Source organism: Arsenophonus endosymbiont of Bemisia tabaci Q2 (assembly GCF_902713415.1).
GTDB lineage: Bacteria > Pseudomonadota > Gammaproteobacteria > Enterobacterales > Enterobacteriaceae > Arsenophonus.
This window is the reverse complement of sequence record NZ_CACTIE010000018.1, coordinates 1-20,354: the sequence shown is the minus strand read 5'-3', so window position 1 is coordinate 20,354 and position 20,354 is coordinate 1. Positions and strand designations below refer to the sequence as shown.

General features: G+C 39.6%; 14 protein-coding genes, 4 tRNA genes and 3 pseudogenes. 17 read left to right on the top strand and 4 right to left on the bottom strand.

Annotation, left to right across the window (positions count from 1 at the left end):
* Nucleotides 1-121 precede the first annotated feature (121 nt).
* Both murB and birA read left to right on the top strand, forming a co-directional pair.
* The gene (gene murB / locus ARSQ2_RS01720) at nucleotides 122-1,162 is read left to right on the top strand and encodes a UDP-N-acetylmuramate dehydrogenase (protein ID WP_181994150.1); all 1,041 of its coding nucleotides are present in this window, start codon (nucleotides 122-124) and stop codon (nucleotides 1,160-1,162) included.
* A complete protein-coding gene (gene birA, locus ARSQ2_RS01715; protein WP_181994149.1) occupies nucleotides 1,159-2,118 on the top strand; it encodes a bifunctional biotin--[acetyl-CoA-carboxylase] ligase/biotin operon repressor BirA in 960 nt (319 codons plus the stop codon). Before murB ends, birA begins: the two co-directional genes overlap by 4 nt.
* Before the next feature lie 45 nt (nucleotides 2,119-2,163).
* Here birA and coaA read toward each other — a convergent pair whose 3' ends face one another.
* Complete coding sequence (coaA, locus tag ARSQ2_RS01710; protein ID WP_181994148.1) at nucleotides 2,164-3,108, bottom strand: type I pantothenate kinase; 945 nt, start codon at nucleotides 3,106-3,108, stop codon at nucleotides 2,164-2,166.
* 402 nt (nucleotides 3,109-3,510) lie between these two features.
* On the opposite strand from coaA, the gene ARSQ2_RS01705 reads away from it, so the two are divergent.
* From ARSQ2_RS01705 to ARSQ2_RS01640, 14 genes are all read left to right on the top strand, one after another.
* Nucleotides 3,511-3,586: transfer RNA gene (locus tag ARSQ2_RS01705), tRNA-Thr, on the top strand.
* Nucleotides 3,587-3,610: 24 nt separating this feature from the next.
* A tRNA-Tyr gene (locus ARSQ2_RS01700) sits at nucleotides 3,611-3,695 on the top strand.
* 98 nt (nucleotides 3,696-3,793) lie between these two features.
* Nucleotides 3,794-3,868 (top strand) — tRNA-Gly (locus ARSQ2_RS01695).
* Nucleotides 3,869-3,874: 6 nt separating this feature from the next.
* Nucleotides 3,875-3,950, top strand: a tRNA-Thr gene (locus tag ARSQ2_RS01690).
* A 128-nt stretch (nucleotides 3,951-4,078) separates the two neighbouring features.
* A complete protein-coding gene (gene tuf, locus ARSQ2_RS01685) occupies nucleotides 4,079-5,263 on the top strand; it encodes an elongation factor Tu (protein WP_181994147.1) in 1,185 nt (394 codons plus the stop codon).
* 280 nt (nucleotides 5,264-5,543) lie between these two features.
* Nucleotides 5,544-5,927 carry a preprotein translocase subunit SecE gene (gene secE, locus ARSQ2_RS01680; RefSeq protein WP_181994146.1) on the top strand — a complete coding sequence of 128 codons (384 nt, stop codon included), beginning with the start codon at nucleotides 5,544-5,546 and terminating at the stop codon, nucleotides 5,925-5,927.
* Nucleotide 5,928: 1 nt separating this feature from the next.
* Nucleotides 5,929-6,474, top strand: a complete 546-nt coding sequence (gene nusG, locus ARSQ2_RS01675; protein WP_181994145.1) for a transcription termination/antitermination protein NusG — start codon at nucleotides 5,929-5,931, stop codon at nucleotides 6,472-6,474.
* A gap of 144 nt (nucleotides 6,475-6,618) precedes the next feature.
* Complete coding sequence (rplK, locus tag ARSQ2_RS01670; protein WP_181994144.1) at nucleotides 6,619-7,047, top strand: 50S ribosomal protein L11; 429 nt, start codon at nucleotides 6,619-6,621, stop codon at nucleotides 7,045-7,047.
* 3 nt (nucleotides 7,048-7,050) lie between these two features.
* Nucleotides 7,051-7,752, top strand: coding sequence for a 50S ribosomal protein L1 (gene rplA / locus ARSQ2_RS01665; RefSeq protein WP_181994143.1), 702 nt, complete (start codon nucleotides 7,051-7,053; stop codon nucleotides 7,750-7,752).
* A 306-nt stretch (nucleotides 7,753-8,058) separates the two neighbouring features.
* The gene (gene rplJ / locus ARSQ2_RS01660; RefSeq protein WP_181994142.1) at nucleotides 8,059-8,556 is read left to right on the top strand and encodes a 50S ribosomal protein L10; all 498 of its coding nucleotides are present in this window, start codon (nucleotides 8,059-8,061) and stop codon (nucleotides 8,554-8,556) included.
* A 61-nt stretch (nucleotides 8,557-8,617) separates the two neighbouring features.
* Nucleotides 8,618-8,989, top strand: coding sequence for a 50S ribosomal protein L7/L12 (rplL, locus tag ARSQ2_RS01655; protein WP_181994141.1), 372 nt, complete (start codon nucleotides 8,618-8,620; stop codon nucleotides 8,987-8,989).
* A gap of 345 nt (nucleotides 8,990-9,334) precedes the next feature.
* Nucleotides 9,335-13,363: a DNA-directed RNA polymerase subunit beta gene (gene rpoB, locus ARSQ2_RS01650; protein ID WP_181994140.1), complete on the top strand. Its 4,029-nt coding sequence runs from the start codon at nucleotides 9,335-9,337 to the stop codon at nucleotides 13,361-13,363.
* A gap of 115 nt (nucleotides 13,364-13,478) precedes the next feature.
* Entirely contained in the window at nucleotides 13,479-17,705 is a 4,227-nt protein-coding gene (gene rpoC, locus ARSQ2_RS01645) for a DNA-directed RNA polymerase subunit beta' (RefSeq protein ID WP_181994139.1), read from the top strand.
* 403 nt (nucleotides 17,706-18,108) lie between these two features.
* The gene (locus ARSQ2_RS01640; RefSeq protein WP_181994138.1) at nucleotides 18,109-18,396 is read left to right on the top strand and encodes a hypothetical protein; all 288 of its coding nucleotides are present in this window, start codon (nucleotides 18,109-18,111) and stop codon (nucleotides 18,394-18,396) included.
* A gap of 278 nt (nucleotides 18,397-18,674) precedes the next feature.
* Here the strand turns inward: ARSQ2_RS01640 and ARSQ2_RS01635 are convergent.
* Nucleotides 18,675-18,998 (bottom strand): annotated as a pseudogene (locus tag ARSQ2_RS01635) (IS630 family transposase); the annotation flags it as partial.
* A gap of 68 nt (nucleotides 18,999-19,066) precedes the next feature.
* Nucleotides 19,067-19,453 (bottom strand): annotated as a pseudogene (locus tag ARSQ2_RS13460) (IS630 transposase-related protein); the annotation flags it as partial.
* Here ARSQ2_RS13460 and ARSQ2_RS01625 point away from each other — a divergent pair.
* A pseudogene (locus ARSQ2_RS01625) lies at nucleotides 19,411-19,509 on the top strand (winged helix-turn-helix domain-containing protein); the annotation flags it as partial. The pseudogenes ARSQ2_RS13460 and ARSQ2_RS01625 sit on opposite strands and share 43 nt — an antisense overlap.
* A 617-nt stretch (nucleotides 19,510-20,126) precedes the next feature.
* On the opposite strand, the gene ARSQ2_RS01620 reads toward ARSQ2_RS01625, so the two are convergent.
* Entirely contained in the window at nucleotides 20,127-20,300 is a 174-nt protein-coding gene (locus tag ARSQ2_RS01620; RefSeq protein ID WP_255487114.1) for a transposase, read from the bottom strand.
* Between the last annotated feature and the right edge of the window lie 54 nt (nucleotides 20,301-20,354).

Genomic DNA, 20,354 nt, shown 5'->3' with positions numbered 1-20,354 from the left:
GAATTTGTAGACCATTACAGGTGGTGACCTTTTGACGTTTTATTGTTTGATTTTGTAACTCTTATCTATTCTTTATATATCTACATTAATAGACTATATAATATTAATTGAGTTTTGATATATGCATTCTGATAATCATAATGAATTAAAAAAATATAATACTTTTAGTCTTGATGCTAAGGCAAAAGCAATATACTCGGCTAATTCAATAGAAGAGTTGCTTATGTTATGGAAAAATGGACGACTAAAAGGGTGGCCTATTTTATTATTGGGCGGCGGAAGTAATGTTCTCTTCATTAGTGACTTTGATGGCCTGGTTATTTTAAATCGAATTATGGCGTTAGAGATAACTGAATCAGCTAAGGAATGGTTTATTCATGTTGGCGCAGGAAATAATTGGCATCAATTGATTGAAAAACTTATAAAAAATGGCATCTATGGATTAGAAAATATGGCGTTAATTCCGGGATCTGTAGGGGCTGTGCCTATACAAAATATCGGTGCTTATGGTATGGAATTTAAAGATACATGTCACTATGTCGATATTGTTAATCTAAATAATGGTCAACAATATCGTTTAGATGCCGCTGAATGTCAATTTGGTTATCGGGATAGTATTTTTAAGCATAAATATCGTGAAAATTTTGCTATTGTTGCAGTTGGTCTGAAGCTTAACAAGCTATGGCAACCCAGATTAACATATGCTGGTTTGACTTCCTTAGCAGCACAAACAGTTACAGCGGAAACTATCTTTGACGCTGTTTGTAAAATCCGGCAAAGTAAGTTACCTGATCCATTTTTGGTAGGAAATGCGGGTAGTTTTTTTAAAAATCCCGTTATTTCTATTATAGCGGCAAATGGAATAAAGGCCCATTATTCTCGATGTCCAGAATATCATCAAATTGATGGTACAGTAAAGCTTGCTGCTGGATGGCTCATTGATCAATGTGATCTAAAGGGTTATCAATGTGGTGGCGCTGCAGTACATAAGGAGCAAGCATTGATTTTAATTAATAAAAATAATGCGACTGGAGAAGATATTGTAGATTTAGCCCGTTATATCCGAAAAAAGGTTATAGAGAAATTTGCTATTGCACTAGAACCAGAAGTGCGTTTTATTGGTAAATATGGTGAAGTAAATGCTATGGATGCTATTTCATGAAAGATGTAACTATTCCTTTAAAACTCATCAAAATACTTTCTGATGGTAGTATACATTCAGGCGAGCAGTTGGGTGAATTACTTGGCATGACGCGAGCTGGTATTAATAAACATATTCACACACTAAGTAAATGGGGTATTGAGGTTAATACTATTACTAGTAAGGGTTATCAACTTACTAGAAAAATGGATTTATTAGACTACGAGCGAATTTATGGTTTAGTGCGACGCGGAAATATAATAGTAAAACCGTTTATTAATTCTACCAATCAATATCTACTTGAGCGCATTGATCAATTAAGTTCTGGTGATGCTTGTGTTGCAGAATATCAAACAGCCGGTAGAGGCAGGCGTGGTCGATATTGGGCTTCTCCTTTCGGCTGTAATCTTTATTTATCATTGTACTGGCATTTAGACAAAGGGCCGGCTGCCATGGGTCTAAGCTTGGTTGCGGGGATTGTGATAGCTGAGACCCTTAATAAATTGAGCGGTAGTAATATAAAAGTTAAATGGCCTAATGATCTTTATCTTAATGAAAAAAAGCTTGCAGGTATTTTAATTGAAATGGTAGGTAAAACTAGCGATGCGGCACATGTTGTGATTGGTATTGGGCTTAATATTGCAATGAGTCGTAATTATGAAACAAATATTAATCAAGGATGGATTAATCTTGAGCAGGCTGATATTCAAATAGAAAGAAATGTGATCGCAGGTCAGATCATTATAGCATTACGTCATGAATTAGTGCAATTTGAGAAATATGGTCTTGTTCCTTTTATTAAGCGTTGGCTGGCGTTGGATAATTTTTTATATAAAAAAGTAAGATTACATATTGGTGATCACCTTGCAATCGGTATCGTGAAAGGTATTAATGAACACGGCGCAATTTTGTTAGAACAAAATGCTGAAATTGTTTCTTATATAGGTGGTGAAATTTCATTACGGCCGGCCAGATAATTAGAACAATTGAGTCGAAGCTAATCATCGACTCAATGTTTGAAATTATTTTCTTAATCTAACATTTGTAATTGAATGATTAGAGCCTTTAGTCATGATCAAACTGGCTCTTTCTTTGCTTGGTATTATATTCTCTTCCAAATTTATTTTATTAATTTCTTCCCATATTGTTTTAGCTGTATTGATTGCTTCTTCTTCCTTTAATTTAGAATAATGGTAGAAATAGGCGTGAGGCTCGGAAAAAGCGCCTTGGCAAAATTTCAAAAATCTACTGATATACCATTTTTTCAATAAATTTTCCGGGGCATCAACATAAATTGAAAAATCGACAAAGTCAGATACAAAAACATGATGGGGAGCATGGGGATAATCCATTCCGCTTTGCAAAACGTTTAAACCTTCCAAAATAAGAATATCAGGCTGCTCAATCACTTGCTTTTTATCGGGAACGATATCATAAGTAAAATGGCAGTATACCGGAGCTGTAACCTGTTTGACTCCAGATTTTATATCAGAAACAAATTTTACTAAACGATGCATATCATAGGATTGCGGAAATCCTTTTTTCTTCATTATTCCACGTTCGTTTAAAATCTGATTTGGGTATAAGAAACCATCTGTTGTAATAAGATCAACTTTACGATGCTCGGGCCACCGACTTAATAAAGTTTGTAATAGGCGAGCTGTGGTACTTTTACCAACTGCAACACTACCTGCAATACCGATAACATAAGGTACTTTAGTACCTAAGAATTGTTGTAAAACTGTTTGTCTACGTAAATTTGAACTGATATAGAAATTAAGTAGCCGTGAAATAGGAAGATAAATTTTATTTACTTCATCCATTGAAATTTCATCATTGATACCCTTCAGTTCCAGCAGCTCTTTATCCGTTAGTAGCTCTAGTGGAACAGAATCACGTAATGTTGCCCAATGTTCACGGTCAAATTCTAAATAAGGTGTTATTGAAAAGTTTTGTTGTTGTTTCATAAGTCAACATTTACCTGTGTACAGGTTTTCATAATCATTCATAACCAATAAAGAAATAGATTGCATAATAACGATTGAATATCTTCAGGCGTAAAGTTTTTTCTGTTTTTTTGTATTAATTAAATAATTGATCACAATTCATCCGTTTTTTATTTTTAGCAATGAAATAATATTGTATGTTTTACGATACGTTTTTATTAGTGAGAAAAATTTGATGTCATTTTTCACTAGAGTAAATAGTAAATAAAAAATTTATACTGTTAAGTGTTTAAACATTTACTATTACTATGGAAAAAAGCACCAAAAAAGGTTAAAGTGAGTGCTTTATAAGCAAAAGAACAAATATTTTAATTTTTTTGTTGCAAGATGCTTGTTCTCTACCTAGAATGCGCAGCACCTGATGCCGGCATAGCTCAGTTGGTAGAGCAACTGACTTGTAATCAGTAGGTCCCGAGTTCGACTCTTGGTGCCGGCACCATTAAAAATTTGGATATAAGTAAAAGGTGGGATTCCCGAGCGGCCAAAGGGAGCAGACTGTAAATCTGTCGTCACAGACTTCGAAGGTTCGAATCCTTCTCCCACCACCATAAGTTTTATCTTAAGTGTTCAGCTTAAAATGCTACCTCAATGCAAAATACTTAAGATAAAATTTGCAGCTGATTAAAGTCAGGTAGCCGAGTTCATCGCGGGCATCGTATAATGGCTATTACCTCAGCCTTCCAAGCTGATGATGCGGGTTCGATTCCCGCTGCCCGCTCCAAGATCTGCTGATATAGCTCAGTTGGTAGAGCACACCCTTGGTAAGGGTGAGGTCGGCAGTTCAAATCTGCCTATCAGCACCAGTCCTAGAATGTGTTCTTAATTGTTCCCTGATTTTTTTCCTGCGAAAAAGCAAGCAACGAGTATATGACTTTAACTGCTTGGTTCATGTGGTGTAACCACCGATTCCGTGTCTTAGAGGGACAATCTAATGTCTAAAGAAAAATTTGAACGTAAAAAACCGCACGTTAACGTTGGTACAATCGGCCACGTTGACCATGGTAAAACAACTTTAACTGCTGCAATCACTACCGTATTAGCGAAAACTTATGGCGGTAGTGCACGTGCATTTGATCAAATTGATAATGCACCGGAAGAAAAAGCGCGCGGTATCACAATTTCTACCTCTCACGTAGAATATGATACGCCAACCCGCCATTATGCCCACGTTGATTGCCCAGGCCACGCAGATTATGTAAAAAACATGATCACCGGTGCGGCACAAATGGACGGCGCGATTTTAGTGGTTGCAGCAACAGATGGTCCAATGCCACAAACACGTGAGCATATCCTATTAGGTCGCCAGGTAGGTGTTCCTTACATCATCGTTTTCCTAAACAAATGTGATATGGTAGATGATGAAGAGCTGCTGGAGTTGGTTGAAATGGAAGTGCGCGAGCTTCTTTCTCAGTATGATTTCCCAGGAGACGACACGCCGGTAATAAAAGGTTCAGCGTTGAAGGCGTTGGAAGGCGTTCCTGAGTGGGAAGAGAAAATTCTAGAGTTAGCGAAAGCATTAGATGACTACATCCCAGAGCCAGAGCGTGCGATAGATAAACCCTTTTTGTTGCCAATCGAAGACGTATTTTCGATCTCAGGCCGCGGAACCGTAGTAACAGGCCGTGTAGAGCGTGGTGTAGTTAAGGTTGGTGAAGAAGTTGAAATCGTCGGAATTAAAAAGACGACCAAAACGACGTGTACGGGCGTAGAAATGTTCCGCAAACTGCTGGACGAAGGTCGTGCAGGTGAGAACGTAGGTGTATTATTACGTGGTACCAAGCGTGAAGATGTAGAGCGTGGTCAAGTATTAGCAAAACCAGGTTCAATCAATCCGCATAGTCAATTTGAATCAGAAGTATATATTTTGAGCAAAGACGAGGGCGGTCGCCACACGCCATTCTTTAAAGGTTACCGTCCACAGTTTTATTTTAGAACGACGGATGTAACGGGCACAATCGAGTTGACAGAAGGCGTAGAGATGGTAATGCCAGGTGATAATATCAACATGAAAGTGACGTTGATAGCGCCAATCGCGATGGATGAAGGATTGCGTTTTGCGATCCGTGAAGGTGGCCGTACAGTCGGTGCCGGTGTCGTTGCTAAAATTATTGCTTAATCTTTAGAGCAATAATTCTAAAAAGGGCATCATCTGATGCCTTTCTTATACTAGCTTGGATAATTTAAGAACCTATCTCATCAATAGTTTATATGGTAGTTTAATTATTGGTGAGATAGGCTCTGATTAAAGAATTATTGGATGTCTCTCAATAGTTGAATGTCATACTGGTTTATGGCGTAAAGTGAGATACAATAGTGGTATGTTTTATTTCGGTCAAATTTGAATTGTTTTACGAGGCAAATTGCCTTTTTATTATATCATAGTAACGGGCTGATTTATGAGTGTGAATAGCGATGCTCAAGAAAACGGACGTAGTTTTGATGTAGCAAAATGGGTATTAGTCGCGATTCTTTTAGTTATTGCTATTGTTGGTAATTATTATTTCCGACAATACAATCTTGCATTACGTGTCATAGCAGTTGTTGCTATTGCCGCGCTTGCTGGTGGCATTGCATTGTGGACAGCAAAAGGAAAAGCAACTTTAGCATTTGCTCGCGAAGCTCGTATTGAAATGCGTAAAGTCATTTGGCCAACGCGCCAGGAAACATTACAGACAACATTAATTGTTGGGGCAGTTACTGCCGTCATGGCACTAATTCTTTGGGGATTAGATCGTATACTGGTGCGTTTAGTTTCATTTATTACAGGCCTGAGGTTCTAAGATGTCTCAATCCCCTAAAAAACGCTGGTATGTTATTCAAGCATTTTCTGGTTTTGAAGCTAAAGTTGCCCAGTCATTGCGTGAACATATCAAGTTGCATGATATGGAAGATAAGTTTGGTGAAGTGATGGTGCCAACCGAAGAAGTTATGGAAATTCGAAGTGGCCAACGTCGTAAAAGTGAACGAAAATTCTTTCCAGGATATGTTTTAGTTCAAATGACTATGGATGATGCTAGCTGGCATTTAGTACGCAGTGTACCACGTGTTATGGGTTTTATTGGTGGTACACCAGATCGCCCAGCTCCTATTAGCAATAAAGAAGTTGATGCGATTATGAATCGCTTGCAGCAAGTAGTGGATAAGCCGCGACCCAAAACACTGTTTGAGCCAGGAGAAATGGTTCGTGTTAGTGATGGTCCATTTGCAGATTTCAACGGTGTGGTTGAAGAAGTTGATTATGAAAAGAGCCGTCTTAAAGTATCGGTTTCTATTTTCGGTCGTGCAACACCGGTAGAATTAGATTTTAGTCAAGTAGAAAAAGTGTAATACACTTGACACCTTTCTAAAGGTGGGAAATTTAGCTACAATTTCGCGCTTTTATTTTTTATGGTCTGAAAATTGCAGAGGTCATTATATACACAGGGGGAGCGTCATAATTGAAGCGACATTACCCAATTAGAGGAAATATGCATGGCTAAGAAAGTACAAGCCTATGTTAACCTGCAAGTTGCAGCAGGCATGGCTAATCCTAGTCCTCCTGTTGGTCCAGCTTTGGGTCAACAAGGTGTGAATATCATGGAATTTTGTAAAGCGTTTAATGCTAAGACAGATAGCTTAGAAAAAGGTTTGCCAATTCCAGTTGTAATTACTGTCTATTCAGACCGTTCATTTACATTTATAACCAAGACACCACCTGCCGCCGTATTACTGAAAAAAGCAGCGGGTGTTAAATCTGGTTCAGGTACACCAAATAAAGAGAAAGTTGGTAAAGTAACCAGCGCACAAATTCGTGAAATTGCTGAAACTAAAGCTGCGGATATGACAGGGGGTGATATTGAAGCGATGATGCGTTCAATTGAAGGTACTGCTCGTTCCATGGGCTTGGTGGTGGAGGGTTAATCAATGGCTAAACTAACCAAGCGTATGCGGAATATCCGTGAAAAGATTGATGCAACTAAACAATATGATATTACTGAAGCAATTACACTCTTGAAAGAATTAGCGACGGCTAAATTTGTAGAAAGCGTTGACGTTGCAGTTAATCTTGGTATTGATGCACGTAAATCTGATCAAAATGTTCGTGGGGCAACTGTTTTGCCGCATGGTACCGGTAGTTCTGTTCGTGTTGCGGTATTTACTCAAGGACCAAATGCTGAAGTTGCGACAGCTGCTGGAGCTGAATTAGTTGGTATGGAAGAACTGGCTGATAAAATTAAAAAGGGTGAAATAGACTTTGATGTTGTTATTGCTTCGCCAGACGCCATGCGCATTGTTGGCCAGTTAGGTCAGATTTTAGGACCGCGTGGCTTAATGCCAAATCCTAAAGTTGGTACAGTAACGCCTAATATCGCTGAAGCGGTTCAAAATGCCAAAGCTGGTCAAATCCGTTATCGTAATGATAAAAACGGTATCATTCATACCACTATCGGTAAAGTTGATTTTGACGATAGTAAATTAAAAGAAAACCTTGAAGGACTATTGGTTGCGTTGAAAAAAGCAAAACCCTCTTCTGCTAAAGGTGTTTATATTAAGAAAATTAGCCTATCTACCACGATGGGAGCAGGAGTTGCTGTTGATCAAGCAGGATTATCTGCGTCAGCATAATTTTTGAGTATCATTTTTAGCTGTACCTTTGTGTTAAATTTGTATATAATTTGGCGCCTCATGTTTGCTATTTCTATTTTAAACAGAAAATAGCAAACGCCGAATTTAGGTTAGTGCCTGGCCTTATCCAGGCCCCCGTCCAAGACCGTAGGTGTAAGTAATTACTTAATATCCTACGTAGACGGTGACAGAGCCACTAAGATTAATTTCTGGATTCTGCTCACCGTATTTAACCCTCAAACATATGGGATGTTTTGAGTGATCTGAGTCCCGGGGTAACCCGGTTAATCCAGGAGAAAGAAGCTAATGGCACTAAATCTTCAAGACAAAAAAGCGATTGTTGCTGAAGTCAGCGAAGTAGCAAAAGGTGCGCTGTCTGCAGTTGTCGCGGATTCTCGTGGTGTAGCTGTAGATAAAATGACTGAACTGCGTAAAGCAGGTCGCGAAGCAGGTGTTTATCTGCGTGTTGTTCGTAATACGTTGATGCGCCGTGTTGTTGAAGGTACTGCTTATGAGTGCCTCAAAGAAGCGTTTATTGGTCCAACCTTGATTGCTTTTTCTAATGAACATCCGGGCGCAGCAGCTCGTTTGTTTAACGAATTCGCGAAAGCGAATCCAGCATTCGAGATTAAAGCAGCAGCCTTTGAAGGAGAGTTTATTCCAGCGAATCAAATCGATCGTTTGGTAACTCTTCCAACTTACGAAGAAGCAATTGCGCGTCTGATGGCAACCATGCAAGAAGCCTCTGCAGGTAAATTGGTTCGAACTCTGGCGGCACTACGCGATCAGAAAGAAGCTGCTTAAAGCTATTTCCGTTGTTGCTTTTTAACGTATAAAATATTTCTGAATTTTAGGAACCCTTGTTATGTCTGTAATAACTAAAGAACAAATTCTTGATGCAGTTGCAGAAATGTCTGTAATGGACGTTGTTGCAATGATCACTATGATGGAAGATAAGTTTGGCGTTTCTGCTGCGGCAGCAGTCGCGGTTGCTGCACCTAATGCAGCTGAAGCAGTTGAAGAAAAAACTGAATTTGATGTTATCTTGTCTGCTATTGGTGCTAACAAAGTTGCGGTTATTAAAGCTGTTCGTACAGCAACTGGCTTAGGACTAAAAGAAGCTAAAGAAATGGTAGAATCAGCGCCAACAAAAATTAAAGAAGCAGTAAGCAAAGACGAATATGAAACATTGAAGAAATCGCTGGAAGATGCGGGTGCTTCTGTTGAAGTTAAATAAGCTTTGCTTTAAGTTGGGAGCCTAATTTTATAGGCTGACGGCTGGTGATTTTTTAGTCACCAGCCTTTTTGCGCTATAAAGTGTATTAGGGTATCAGTAATATTTCACACTGTTTAGTTACTGAGTGATCCTTTCAATGCTTTTTGCTATTGACGACTTAATATACTGCGTTTACGACTCTGACAATTAAAGCTTGGTAGTTATATAATGCAATGAAATGATTTAAGAGTAATAGCAATAAGTATTATGGAAAATAATCTGTTTTCCGTTCCAAAAAATAGTGTTGCAGATGCTGTCCTTTAGGACGGACAGAGTGGGCCACTGATCAGCAAGCTGAGGAACCCTATGGTTTACTCCTATACCGAGAAAAAACGTATTCGTAAGGATTTTGGCAAACGTCCGCAAGTTTTGGATGTTCCTTATCTTTTATCTATCCAACTTGACTCGTTCGCTAAATTTATCGAGCAAGATTTAGAAGGTCAGAATGGGCTGGAAGCAGCATTCCGTTCTGTATTTCCAATTCAAAGCTACAGTGGCAATGCTGAATTGCAATATGTTAGCTATCGTCTTGGTGAACCTGTATTTGATGTTAAAGAATGTCAGATCCGTGGTGTCACTTATTTTGCTCCTTTACGGGTTAAACTACGCCTTATTATTTACGAGCGTGAAGCACCAGAAGGCACAGTAAAGGATATAAAAGAGCAAGAAGTTTACATGGGTGAAATTCCACTCATGACGGATAATGCTACTTTTATTATCAATGGTACAGAGCGTGTTATTGTCTCTCAATTACATCGTAGCCCTGGTGTATTTTTTGATAGTGATAAAGGTAAAACCCATTCTTCAGGTAAGGTATTATATAATGCACGCATTATTCCTTACCGTGGTTCATGGTTAGATTTTGAATTTGATCCTAAAGATAATCTTTTCGTTCGTATTGATCGACGTCGTAAATTACCGGCGACCATTATTTTACGTGCGATGGATTATGGTACCGAAGAAATCCTCAATCTCTTTTTTGAGAAAACGATTTTCCAAATCAGTGATAATAAACTATTCATGACGTTGATACCTGAACGTTTACGTGGTGAAACGGCTTCTTTTGATATTGAAGCCAACGGTAAAGTCTATATTGAAAAGGGCCGCCGTATTACTGCACGTCACATTCGTCAGCTGGAAAAAGACCAAATTAGGAGTATTGAAGTACCTGTTGAGTATATTGCTGGTAAAGTGGTAGCTAAAGATTACATTGATGAAAGTACGGGCGAATTAATCTGTACAGCTAATACAGAACTTTCTCTGGATATGTTGGCACGTCTAAGTCAAGGCGGTCATAAAACCATTGAGACCTTATTTACTAATGACTTAGATCATGGTGCATATATTTCAGAAACATTGGGTACTGATCCAACAAATGATCGTTTAAGTGCATTAGTTGAAATTTACCGTATGATGCGTCCAGGCGAGCCACCTACTCGCGAAGCGGCAGAAAATCTGTTTGAGAACTTATTCTTTTCTGAAGAACGTTATGATCTTTCCGCTGTAGGGCGCATGAAATTTAATCGCTCACTAGATCGTGAAGCAATTGAAGGCTCAAGCATCTTAAGTAAACAAGATATCATTGATGTGATGAAAAAACTCATTGGTATTCGTAACGGTAAAGGTGAAGTTGATGATATTGACCATTTAGGTAACCGTCGTATTCGTTCAGTTGGCGAAATGGCTGAAAATCAGTTCCGAGTTGGTTTAGTGCGAGTTGAGCGTGCGGTTAAAGAGCGTTTAACATTAGGTGATTTAGATGCATTAATGCCTCAGGACATGATTAACGCAAAGCCGATTTCTGCTGCGGTTAAAGAATTTTTTGGTTCCAGCCAATTATCGCAGTTTATGGATCAGAATAACCCACTGTCTGAAATCACACATAAACGTCGTATTTCAGCATTAGGGCCTGGTGGATTAACACGTGAACGAGCTGGCTTTGAAGTTCGTGACGTACATCCAACGCACTACGGACGTGTATGTCCAATTGAAACACCTGAAGGACCAAATATCGGTTTGATTAATTCATTGTCTGTCTATGCGCAAACCAATCAGTATGGTTTTTTGGAAACACCTTATCGTTTGGTACGAGATGGTATCGTTACTGATGAAATTCATTATTTGTCAGCGATTGAAGAAGGTAACTACATCATTGCTCAGGCGAATACTGTTTTAGATGGTGATGGCCGGTTTGTTGAAGAATTAATCATTTGCCGTAATAAAGGTGAATCCAGTTTATTCAGCCAAGATCAAGTGGAATATATGGACGTTTCAACCCAGCAGGTTGTTTCTGTTGGAGCTTCATTAATTCCGTTCCTTGAACATGATGACGCAAACCGTGCATTGATGGGCGCGAACATGCAACGTCAGGCGGTACCGACGTTACGCTCAGATAAACCATTGGTTGGAACGGGTATGGAGCGTGCCGTTGCTGTTGACTCTGGGGTAACAGCGGTAGCTAAACGTGGTGGTACCGTTCAGTATGTTGACGCTTCACGGATTGTTATCAAAGTTAATGAAGATGAAATGTATCCTGGTGAAGCCGGCATTGATATCTATAATCTGACTAAATATACGCGTTCTAATCAGAACACTTGTATTAATCAAATGCCATGTGTTTCGCTCGGTGAACCGATTGAACGCGGTGATGTTTTGGCTGATGGACCATCGACTGATTTAGGTGAATTGGCGCTTGGTCAAAATATGCGCGTGGCGTTCATGCCCTGGAATGGTTACAACTTTGAAGATTCTATTTTGGTATCTGAACGAGTGGTAGAGGAAGATCGTTTCACCACCATTCATATTCAGGAATTAGCTTGTGTATCGCGTGATACTAAGTTAGGGCCAGAAGAGATTACGGCAGATATTCCTAACGTAGGTGAAGCTGCATTATCCAAATTGGATGAATCAGGTATTGTTTATATCGGTGCTGAAGTAACGGGCGGCGACATTCTGGTTGGTAAGGTAACACCGAAAGGTGAAACGCAATTAACGCCAGAAGAGAAATTGTTGCGCGCCATTTTTGGTGAAAAAGCTTCTGATGTTAAAGATTCTTCACTGCGTGTACCAAATGGGGTATCAGGAACGGTTATTGATGTACAAGTCTTTACCCGTGATGGCGTAGAGAAAGATAAACGTGCGTTAGAAATCGAAGAAATGCAGCTTCGTGATGCGAAGAAAGACTTAACTGAAGAGTTGCGTATCTTTGAAGCAGGCCTATTTGCCCGTATCCGAGCAGTACTAACTAATGGGGGTATTGAAGGTGAAAAACTGGATAAATTACCGCGTGAACGTTGGTTAGAATTATCCTTAAAGGATGAAGAAAAACAAAATCAGCTAGAGCAATTAGCTGAGCAGTATGATGAGCTGAAATCTGAATTTGAGAAGAAGCTAGAGGGTAAGCGTCGTAAGATCACTCAAGGTGATGATTTAGCGCCAGGCGTATTGAAAATCGTTAAAGTTTATTTGGCAGTAAAACGCCAAATCCAACCGGGCGATAAAATAGCCGGCCGGCATGGTAACAAAGGTGTTATTTCAAAAATAAACCCTGTTGAAGACATGCCTTACGATGAAAGTGGTAACCCTGTTGATATCGTTTTGAATCCATTGGGCGTACCATCACGTATGAATATTGGTCAAATTCTGGAAACCCATTTGGGGATGGCTGCTAAAGGTATTGGTGATAAAATCAATGCCATGCTGAAACAACAGTGTGAAGTAGCCAAATTAAGAGAATTTATTCAGAAAGCTTATGACTTAGGAGATGATCCTCGTCAAAAAGTTGATCTCAGTACCTTTTCTGATGAACAGGTTCTGCGGTTAGCACATAATTTGAAGAAAGGTATGCCAATTGCGACACCGGTCTTTGATGGTGCAAAAGAAAAGGAAATCAAAGAACTATTGACTTTAGCTCAGTTGCCGACTTCCGGTCAGATTACATTGTATGATGGTCGTACAGGCGAGAAATTTGAACGTCAGGTGACAGTTGGCTATATGTATATGCTAAAACTGAATCATCTTGTTGATGATAAAATGCATGCACGTTCAACAGGCTCCTATAGTCTGGTTACTCAACAACCGTTGGGTGGTAAAGCACAGTTTGGTGGTCAGCGTTTTGGTGAGATGGAAGTTTGGGCTCTGGAAGCATATGGCGCCGCTTACACCTTGCAAGAAATGCTTACCGTTAAATCCGATGATGTGAACGGACGTACTAAGATGTATAAAAACATCGTAGACGGCAACCATCAGATGGAACCACGAATGCCGGAGTCTTTCAATGTATTATTGAAAGAGATCCGTTCGCTGGGTATTAACATAGAACTGGAAGACGAGTAATAAGTGATGTTGTAAAGCTTAGTCGCGACTAAGCTTTACAAATTGTTACACTGGGTTTAGGAGGAAGTGGTTAAAACCGCTTCCTCGCAGGTTTAACTCCGACAGGAGCCATTCCGTGAAAGACTTATTAAAGTTTCTGAAAGCACAGACTAAAACAGAAGAGTTTGATGCGATCAAGATTGCTCTGGCCTCTCCAGATATGATCCGTTCATGGTCATTTGGTGAAGTGAAAAAGCCAGAAACTATTAACTACCGTACGTTCAAACCTGAGCGTGATGGTCTTTTCTGTGCACGTATTTTCGGGCCAGTTAAAGATTATGAATGTTTGTGTGGTAAATATAAACGATTAAAACACCGAGGTGTGATTTGTGAGAAATGTGGTGTTGAGGTTACTCAGACTAAAGTGCGTCGTGAACGTATGGGTCATATTGAGTTGGCTTCACCGACAGCACATATCTGGTTTCTAAAATCATTACCGTCACGTATTGGTTTGTTACTTGATATGCCTTTGCGTGATATTGAGCGGGTACTCTACTTCGAATCTTATGTTGTCGTCGAAGGGGGTATGACAAGCTTAGAGCGTGGACAAATCTTGACTGAAGAGCAATATCTTGATGCTTTAGAAGAGTTTGGTGATGAATTTGACGCTAAAATGGGTGCAGAAGCTATCCAATCTTTGCTAAAAAATCTTGATTTGGAGCAAGAGTGTGAAGTGCTACGTGAAGAGTTAAATACAACTAACTCTGAAACGAAGCGGAAGAAATTGACTAAGCGTATCAAACTGCTAGAAGCGTTTATTCAGTCTGGTAATAAGCCTGAGTGGATGATCCTGAATGTACTACCGGTATTACCCCCGGATTTGCGTCCGCTTGTTCCGCTAGATGGTGGTCGCTTTGCAACTTCTGATTTAAATGATTTATATCGTCGCGTTATTAACCGTAACAATCGTTTAAAGCGTCTATTGGATTTAGCTGCGCCTGATATCATTGTACGTAATGAAAAACGAATGCTACAAGAAGCGGTTGACGCACTGTTGGATAATGGACGTCGTGGACGTGTGATTACTGGTTCGAATAAACGTCCGCTGAAATCTTTGGCCGATATGATCAAAGGTAAGCAAGGTCGTTTCCGTCAGAACTTACTAGGTAAGCGTGTTGATTACTCAGGTCGTTCTGTTATCACGGTTGGTCCTTATCTTCACCTGCACCAATGTGGTTTGCCGAAGAGAATGGCATTAGAATTATTTAAGCCATTTATTTATGGTAAATTGGAATTACGTGGATTAGCGACAACGATCAAAGCAGCCAAGAAGATGGTTGAGCGTGAAGAAGCTGTCGTCTGGGATATTCTCGATGAAGTGATTCGTGAACATCCGGTGATGCTAAACCGTGCTCCAACGCTGCATCGTCTTGGTATTCAGGCGTTTGAGCCTATTTTGATTGAAGGTAAAGCAATCCAATTACACCCACTTGTGTGTGCTGCTTATAACGCTGACTTTGACGGTGACCAGATGGCTGTTCACGTCCCGTTAACTTTAGAAGCGCAGTTAGAAGCGCGTGCCTTAATGATGTCGACAAATAATATTTTGTCGCCAGCGAGTGGTGAACCTATCATAGTACCGTCTCAAGACGTGGTACTTGGTTTGTACTATATGACACGTGATTGTGTAAATGCTGAAGGTGAAGGCATGGTATTGTCTGGCCCGAAAGAAGCTGAGCGGGCTTACCGTGCAGGCTTAGCATCATTACATGCTCGCATTAAAGTCCGTATTACAGAAGAAGTCCGTGATGGTGACGGTAATGTTGAGGTTGCAATTCAGTTAGTTGATACCACAATTGGTCGCGCTATCTTATGGATGATTGTACCTAAAGGCCTGCCGTACTCATTGGTTAATCAGCCGTTGGGTAAAAAAGCAATTTCTAAAATGCTTAATACTTGTTACCGTGTTTTAGGTTTAAAACCAACCGTTATCTTTGCCGACCAGATCATGTATACCGGTTTTGCTTATGCAGCTCGTTCTGGTGCTTCTGTTGGTATTGATGATATGGTAATACCGGAGAAGAAAGCCAGTATTCTTGCTGAAGCTGAAGTTGAGGTTGCTGAAATTCAAGAACAGTTCCAATCAGGTCTGGTTACTGCGGGCGAACGTTATAACAAAGTTATTGACATTTGGGCTGCGGCTAATGAGCGTGTCGCAAAAGCGATGATGGAGAATTTATCCACAGAAACCGTTGTTAACCTTGATGGCCAAGACGAACAACAAGTTTCGTTTAACAGCATCTTTATGATGGCTGACTCTGGAGCACGTGGTTCTGCCGCACAGATCCGTCAGTTAGCGGGTATGCGTGGTTTGATGGCGAAGCCGGATGGTTCAATTATCGAGACACCGATCACCGCTAATTTCCGTGAAGGTTTGAACGTATTACAATACTTCATTTCAACTCACGGTGCACGTAAAGGTCTAGCCGATACCGCCTTGAAGACAGCAAACTCAGGTTATTTAACTCGTCGTTTAGTTGATGTTGCACAAGATCTGGTTGTCACTGAGGATGATTGTGGTACCCACGACGGTATTTTAATGACACCAGTTATTGAAGGTGGTGACGTTAAAGAACCTTTACGCGAACGTGTCTTGGGTCGAGTCACCGCGGAAGATATATTAGTACCTGGTACAGCGGACATTTTAATACCGCGTAACGCCTTATTAAGTGAAAAATGGTGTGATGAACTGGAAGCTAACTCTGTTGATAGCGTAAAAGTACGCTCTGTTGTAAGTTGTGAAACTGACTTCGGTGTTTGTGCGAAATGTTATGGACGTGATTTAGCGCGGGGTCATATCATCAATAAAGGTGAAGCTGTTGGTGTTATTGCTGCTCAATCAATCGGTGAGCCTGGCACACAGTTGACAATGCGTACATTCCATATTGGTGGTGCGGCATCACGTGCTGCTGCGGAATCGAGTATTCAGGTACGTAACAAAGGTAATATTAAACTAGTTAGTGCTAAGTTTGTAACAAATTTTGAAGGTCACTTGGTTATCACTTCTCGTAATACAGAATTGCAAGTGGTAGATGAATTTGGTCGAACCAAAGAAAGCTATAAAGTTCCTTATGGTGCACACCTGAATAAAGGTGATGGTGATGGCGTTAATGTTGGTGAAACCGTTGCTAACTGGGATCCACATACCATGCCGGTTATCAGTGAAGTTGCGGGTATTATTCGTTTCTCTGATATGGCAGATGGACAATCTATTATACGTCAGACAGATGAACTAACGGGTTTATCATCAATTGTTGTGCTCGATACAGCTGAGCGTACTGCGGGTAGTAAAGATTTACGTCCTGCATTGCGTGTTGCTGATGCGAAAGGCAATGATGTATTAGTTCCGGGTACTGATATGCCAGCGCAATATTTCTTGCCTGGTAAAGCGATTGTTCAATTGGATGATGGTGCAACAATTAATATTGGTGATACCTTAGCTCGTATTCCACAAGAATCGGGCGGTACCAAGGATATTACTGGTGGTTTACCAAGGGTTGCTGATCTATTCGAAGCTCGTCGACCAAAAGAGCCGGCTATTTTGGCTGAAATTAGCGGTATTATTTCTTTTGGTAAGGAAACTAAAGGTAAGCGTCGCCTAGTTATCACACCGATAGATGGTGATGATGCATACGAAGAAATGATCCCTAAATGGCGTCAGCTTAATGTCTTTGGAGGTGAGCGAGTTGAGCGTGGTGATGTGATTTCTGATGGCCCGGAATCACCGCATGATATTTTACGTTTGCGTGGAGCGCATTCTGTTGCTCGTTATATCACCAATGAAGTCCAGGAAGTTTATCGTCTACAAGGCGTAAAAATTAACGATAAGCATATTGAGGTTATCGTTCGTCAGATGTTACGTAAAGTCACAATTGTTGATGCTGGTAGCTCTGAATTCTTGGAAGGTGAACAAGTAGAGTATGCACGCGTTAAAGTAGCGAATCGTAAATTAGAGCAAGATGGAAAAGTGCCTGCTATCTTCAGTCGTGATCTGCTAGGTATTACCAAAGCGTCTCTGGCGACAGAGTCCTTTATCTCAGCAGCGTCATTTCAGGAAACAACACGTGTGCTTACCGAAGCTGCGGTGGCTGGAAAACGTGATGAACTTCGTGGTTTGAAGGAGAACGTCATTGTTGGCCGTCTAATTCCTGCCGGTACAGGCTATGCATATCATCAAGATCGGATGCGTCGTCGTCATATGGTTAATGAACCTGTTGAATCATCAGAAGTTAGCGCTGATAAGGCAACGGCTAATTTGGCAGAATTGCTAAATGCGGGTTTTGGTAACCGAGACCATGAGTAATGCAGCTTGATCTGTAAAAAATGCCCTCATAACGAGGGCATTTTTATAGCTATATTATGGAGAAAATTAAATAATGACACCCTGTCGTTTTATTACTTTATATATATTCAGTATTTTTATTTCTTTTTTTCTCAGTTTTCCACTTTATGCGGAAAACAGCATGGTTCCATTGTTAGAAACACGTCTTGATGTTGATCTCAAAAAACCAATGAAAGTTAGCCAGGATAGTCTCATTTATGCGGTAGTGTGAGGAAAAATACGGCCAGCTGATTGGTTATTGAAAAATTCGGTTTTATAGCTGGGCGACTTTAAAATGATTACAAGTAATTACTCTATATCAGTAAATTTATATTGGAGAAAAATATATATTTTGTAATCAAAATTAAGACGCTTAGCTATACTTATGCAATCGGCGAAAAATAATTTTTACCGTTTTCATTTTGCTAATAGTGTTGGCTATATTACTCAGCAAAAAGCTTTTGAGGCAAAAAATCAGTTTCCGGCTGATACTTTAAAACAATTAGATCAGCCACTTTATGACTATTTAGTGACCACTAAAAAAACGCCTATCTATGAAAATGCAGATGAGAAAAGCACGGTTATTGATTTTCTGTCCGCCAATTTACCTTATCCAGTACTAAGTCGAATAGCGAAGAAAGTTGAGCTTGACTCATCATCCATGAGCTCTTAGTTTATTATTGATCTTGCTGGTAGACTGGCTTTTATTGATGGTCAGGATGTTTCATTAGATAAAGGGATCCCAATTCTCACCTATCATCATTTACTTCCTGATAATGAAAATAAATTATTTCGTCATACTGCAACAACTATAGCTAAGCGACTTAATTTTGATTACACCATATTGAGTGCGAACAAAATATCTGTGTCGCATCCGAGCGCTCTTTTTTTGCATTTAGCTTGTGCCCATTTATGTTCAATTGGATTAAGATCTGGCGAATAGGTAGGCAAATATTCCACCATATGCCCCGCATCGATGATGACTTGTTGAATACTCTGTTTCTTGTGAAAAGTTGCATTATCCATCATGATTACACTGTTTTTAGGAAGTACTGGGATAAGGACTTGGGTGACCCATGCATAGAAAACATCGCTGTTAATATTGATATCAAATAATCCGATAGCAAACAGCGTTGTGCCCAATAAAGCGCCGATAACATTTGTTCTTCCTTTAGCTCCCCAGTTCTTGAGACCAACACACCGTTGACCTTTCGGGGAATAGCCGTGAGTCCGCGGGGTATCGTGTGAAAAACCACTTTCATCAATAAAAACAATATGCTTGCCTTCTTTTTCATACTGTTGTTTTTTTGTTGAAACGTTTGTCGAGTGTTTTCGTCGGCTTTCGGATGACGTAGAGTTTTTTTATAGGTCAATCCCATTTTTTTAAGAGCTTGCCAAATGGCCTTCTGACAAACGCCAAAACGCTCTGCACGCTCTTTTTGGTAAGCATCTGGATATTGTTCAACATCTTTTATCAACTCGGATTTATCGATTTTTCGCTGACGCGTAGTCGATGCTTTTGGCTCTATTTGATTAATCCAACGCGATACAGATGCAGAGCCAATCCGAAATTGCTTCGCTGTTTCTCGGATACTCAACCCTTCTTCTTCCATCGTAAATATCACTTTACGTCTAAAATCAATTGAATAGCTTATATAAATAATGTCATCAAAATTAAGTCGCTTAGCTATATATGGGACATTTAAGGCAAAAATTGGAAGACGATCCAACTAAACCAGTACAGCTAGTGACTGAAACTGGAATTGGCTACCGCTTTATGCCTTAATAAAAATCAACTTTATCTTTATTATGATAATGCACTTAATTTTGCATTATCACTGCTTTTATCAATATTTAACCCAACAAATCTATTATGTCACCTTTATAGATTAACATCCTTCCGGCCCTATAGGGCAAGGGGGTGTCAAAGGGATATTAATATAAAACCTAACCGATCTGTTCTTATTTCGGATAATTAATTTAAGTTAGAATCAAATAAAGCAATTCTGGGAATTAAAATTTACCAGACAGGGAAAATTTTATTATAAGAAATGAAAATCTTGTCTATGTTATATAAACATCAGTTTCTACTACAGGAACAATAAATCAATCCGCTAAACCCCTTTTATGTTTTAGCGACTAATACTCAGCACCATTCTTAACTTCTCACCATTATTGTAACAGAAAATTTACTTTTTCATTGTTTTCCCACCACTATTTAAGTTATATAATTTAGATACGGGTATAACTATAAATAAAAGTTTTATTTTAAATAAAGGATTATTTAAAAAATGAATTATTCAAAATGTTTATTCTTTTCACTGGTTGTATAGCTAAGCGACTTAATTTTGATTACACGATATTGAGTGCGAACAAAATATCTGTGTCGCCTCCGAGCCCTTTTTATTTGCATTTAGCTTGTGGCGATTTATGTTCAATTGGATTAAGATCTGGGGAATAGGTAGGAAAATATTCCACCATATGCCCCGCATCGATGATGACTTGTTGAATATTCTGTTTCTTGTAAAAAGTTGAATTATCCATCATGATTACACTGTTTTTAGGAAGTACTGGGATAAGGACTTGGGTGACTCATGCATAGAAAACATCGCTGTTAATATTGATATCAAA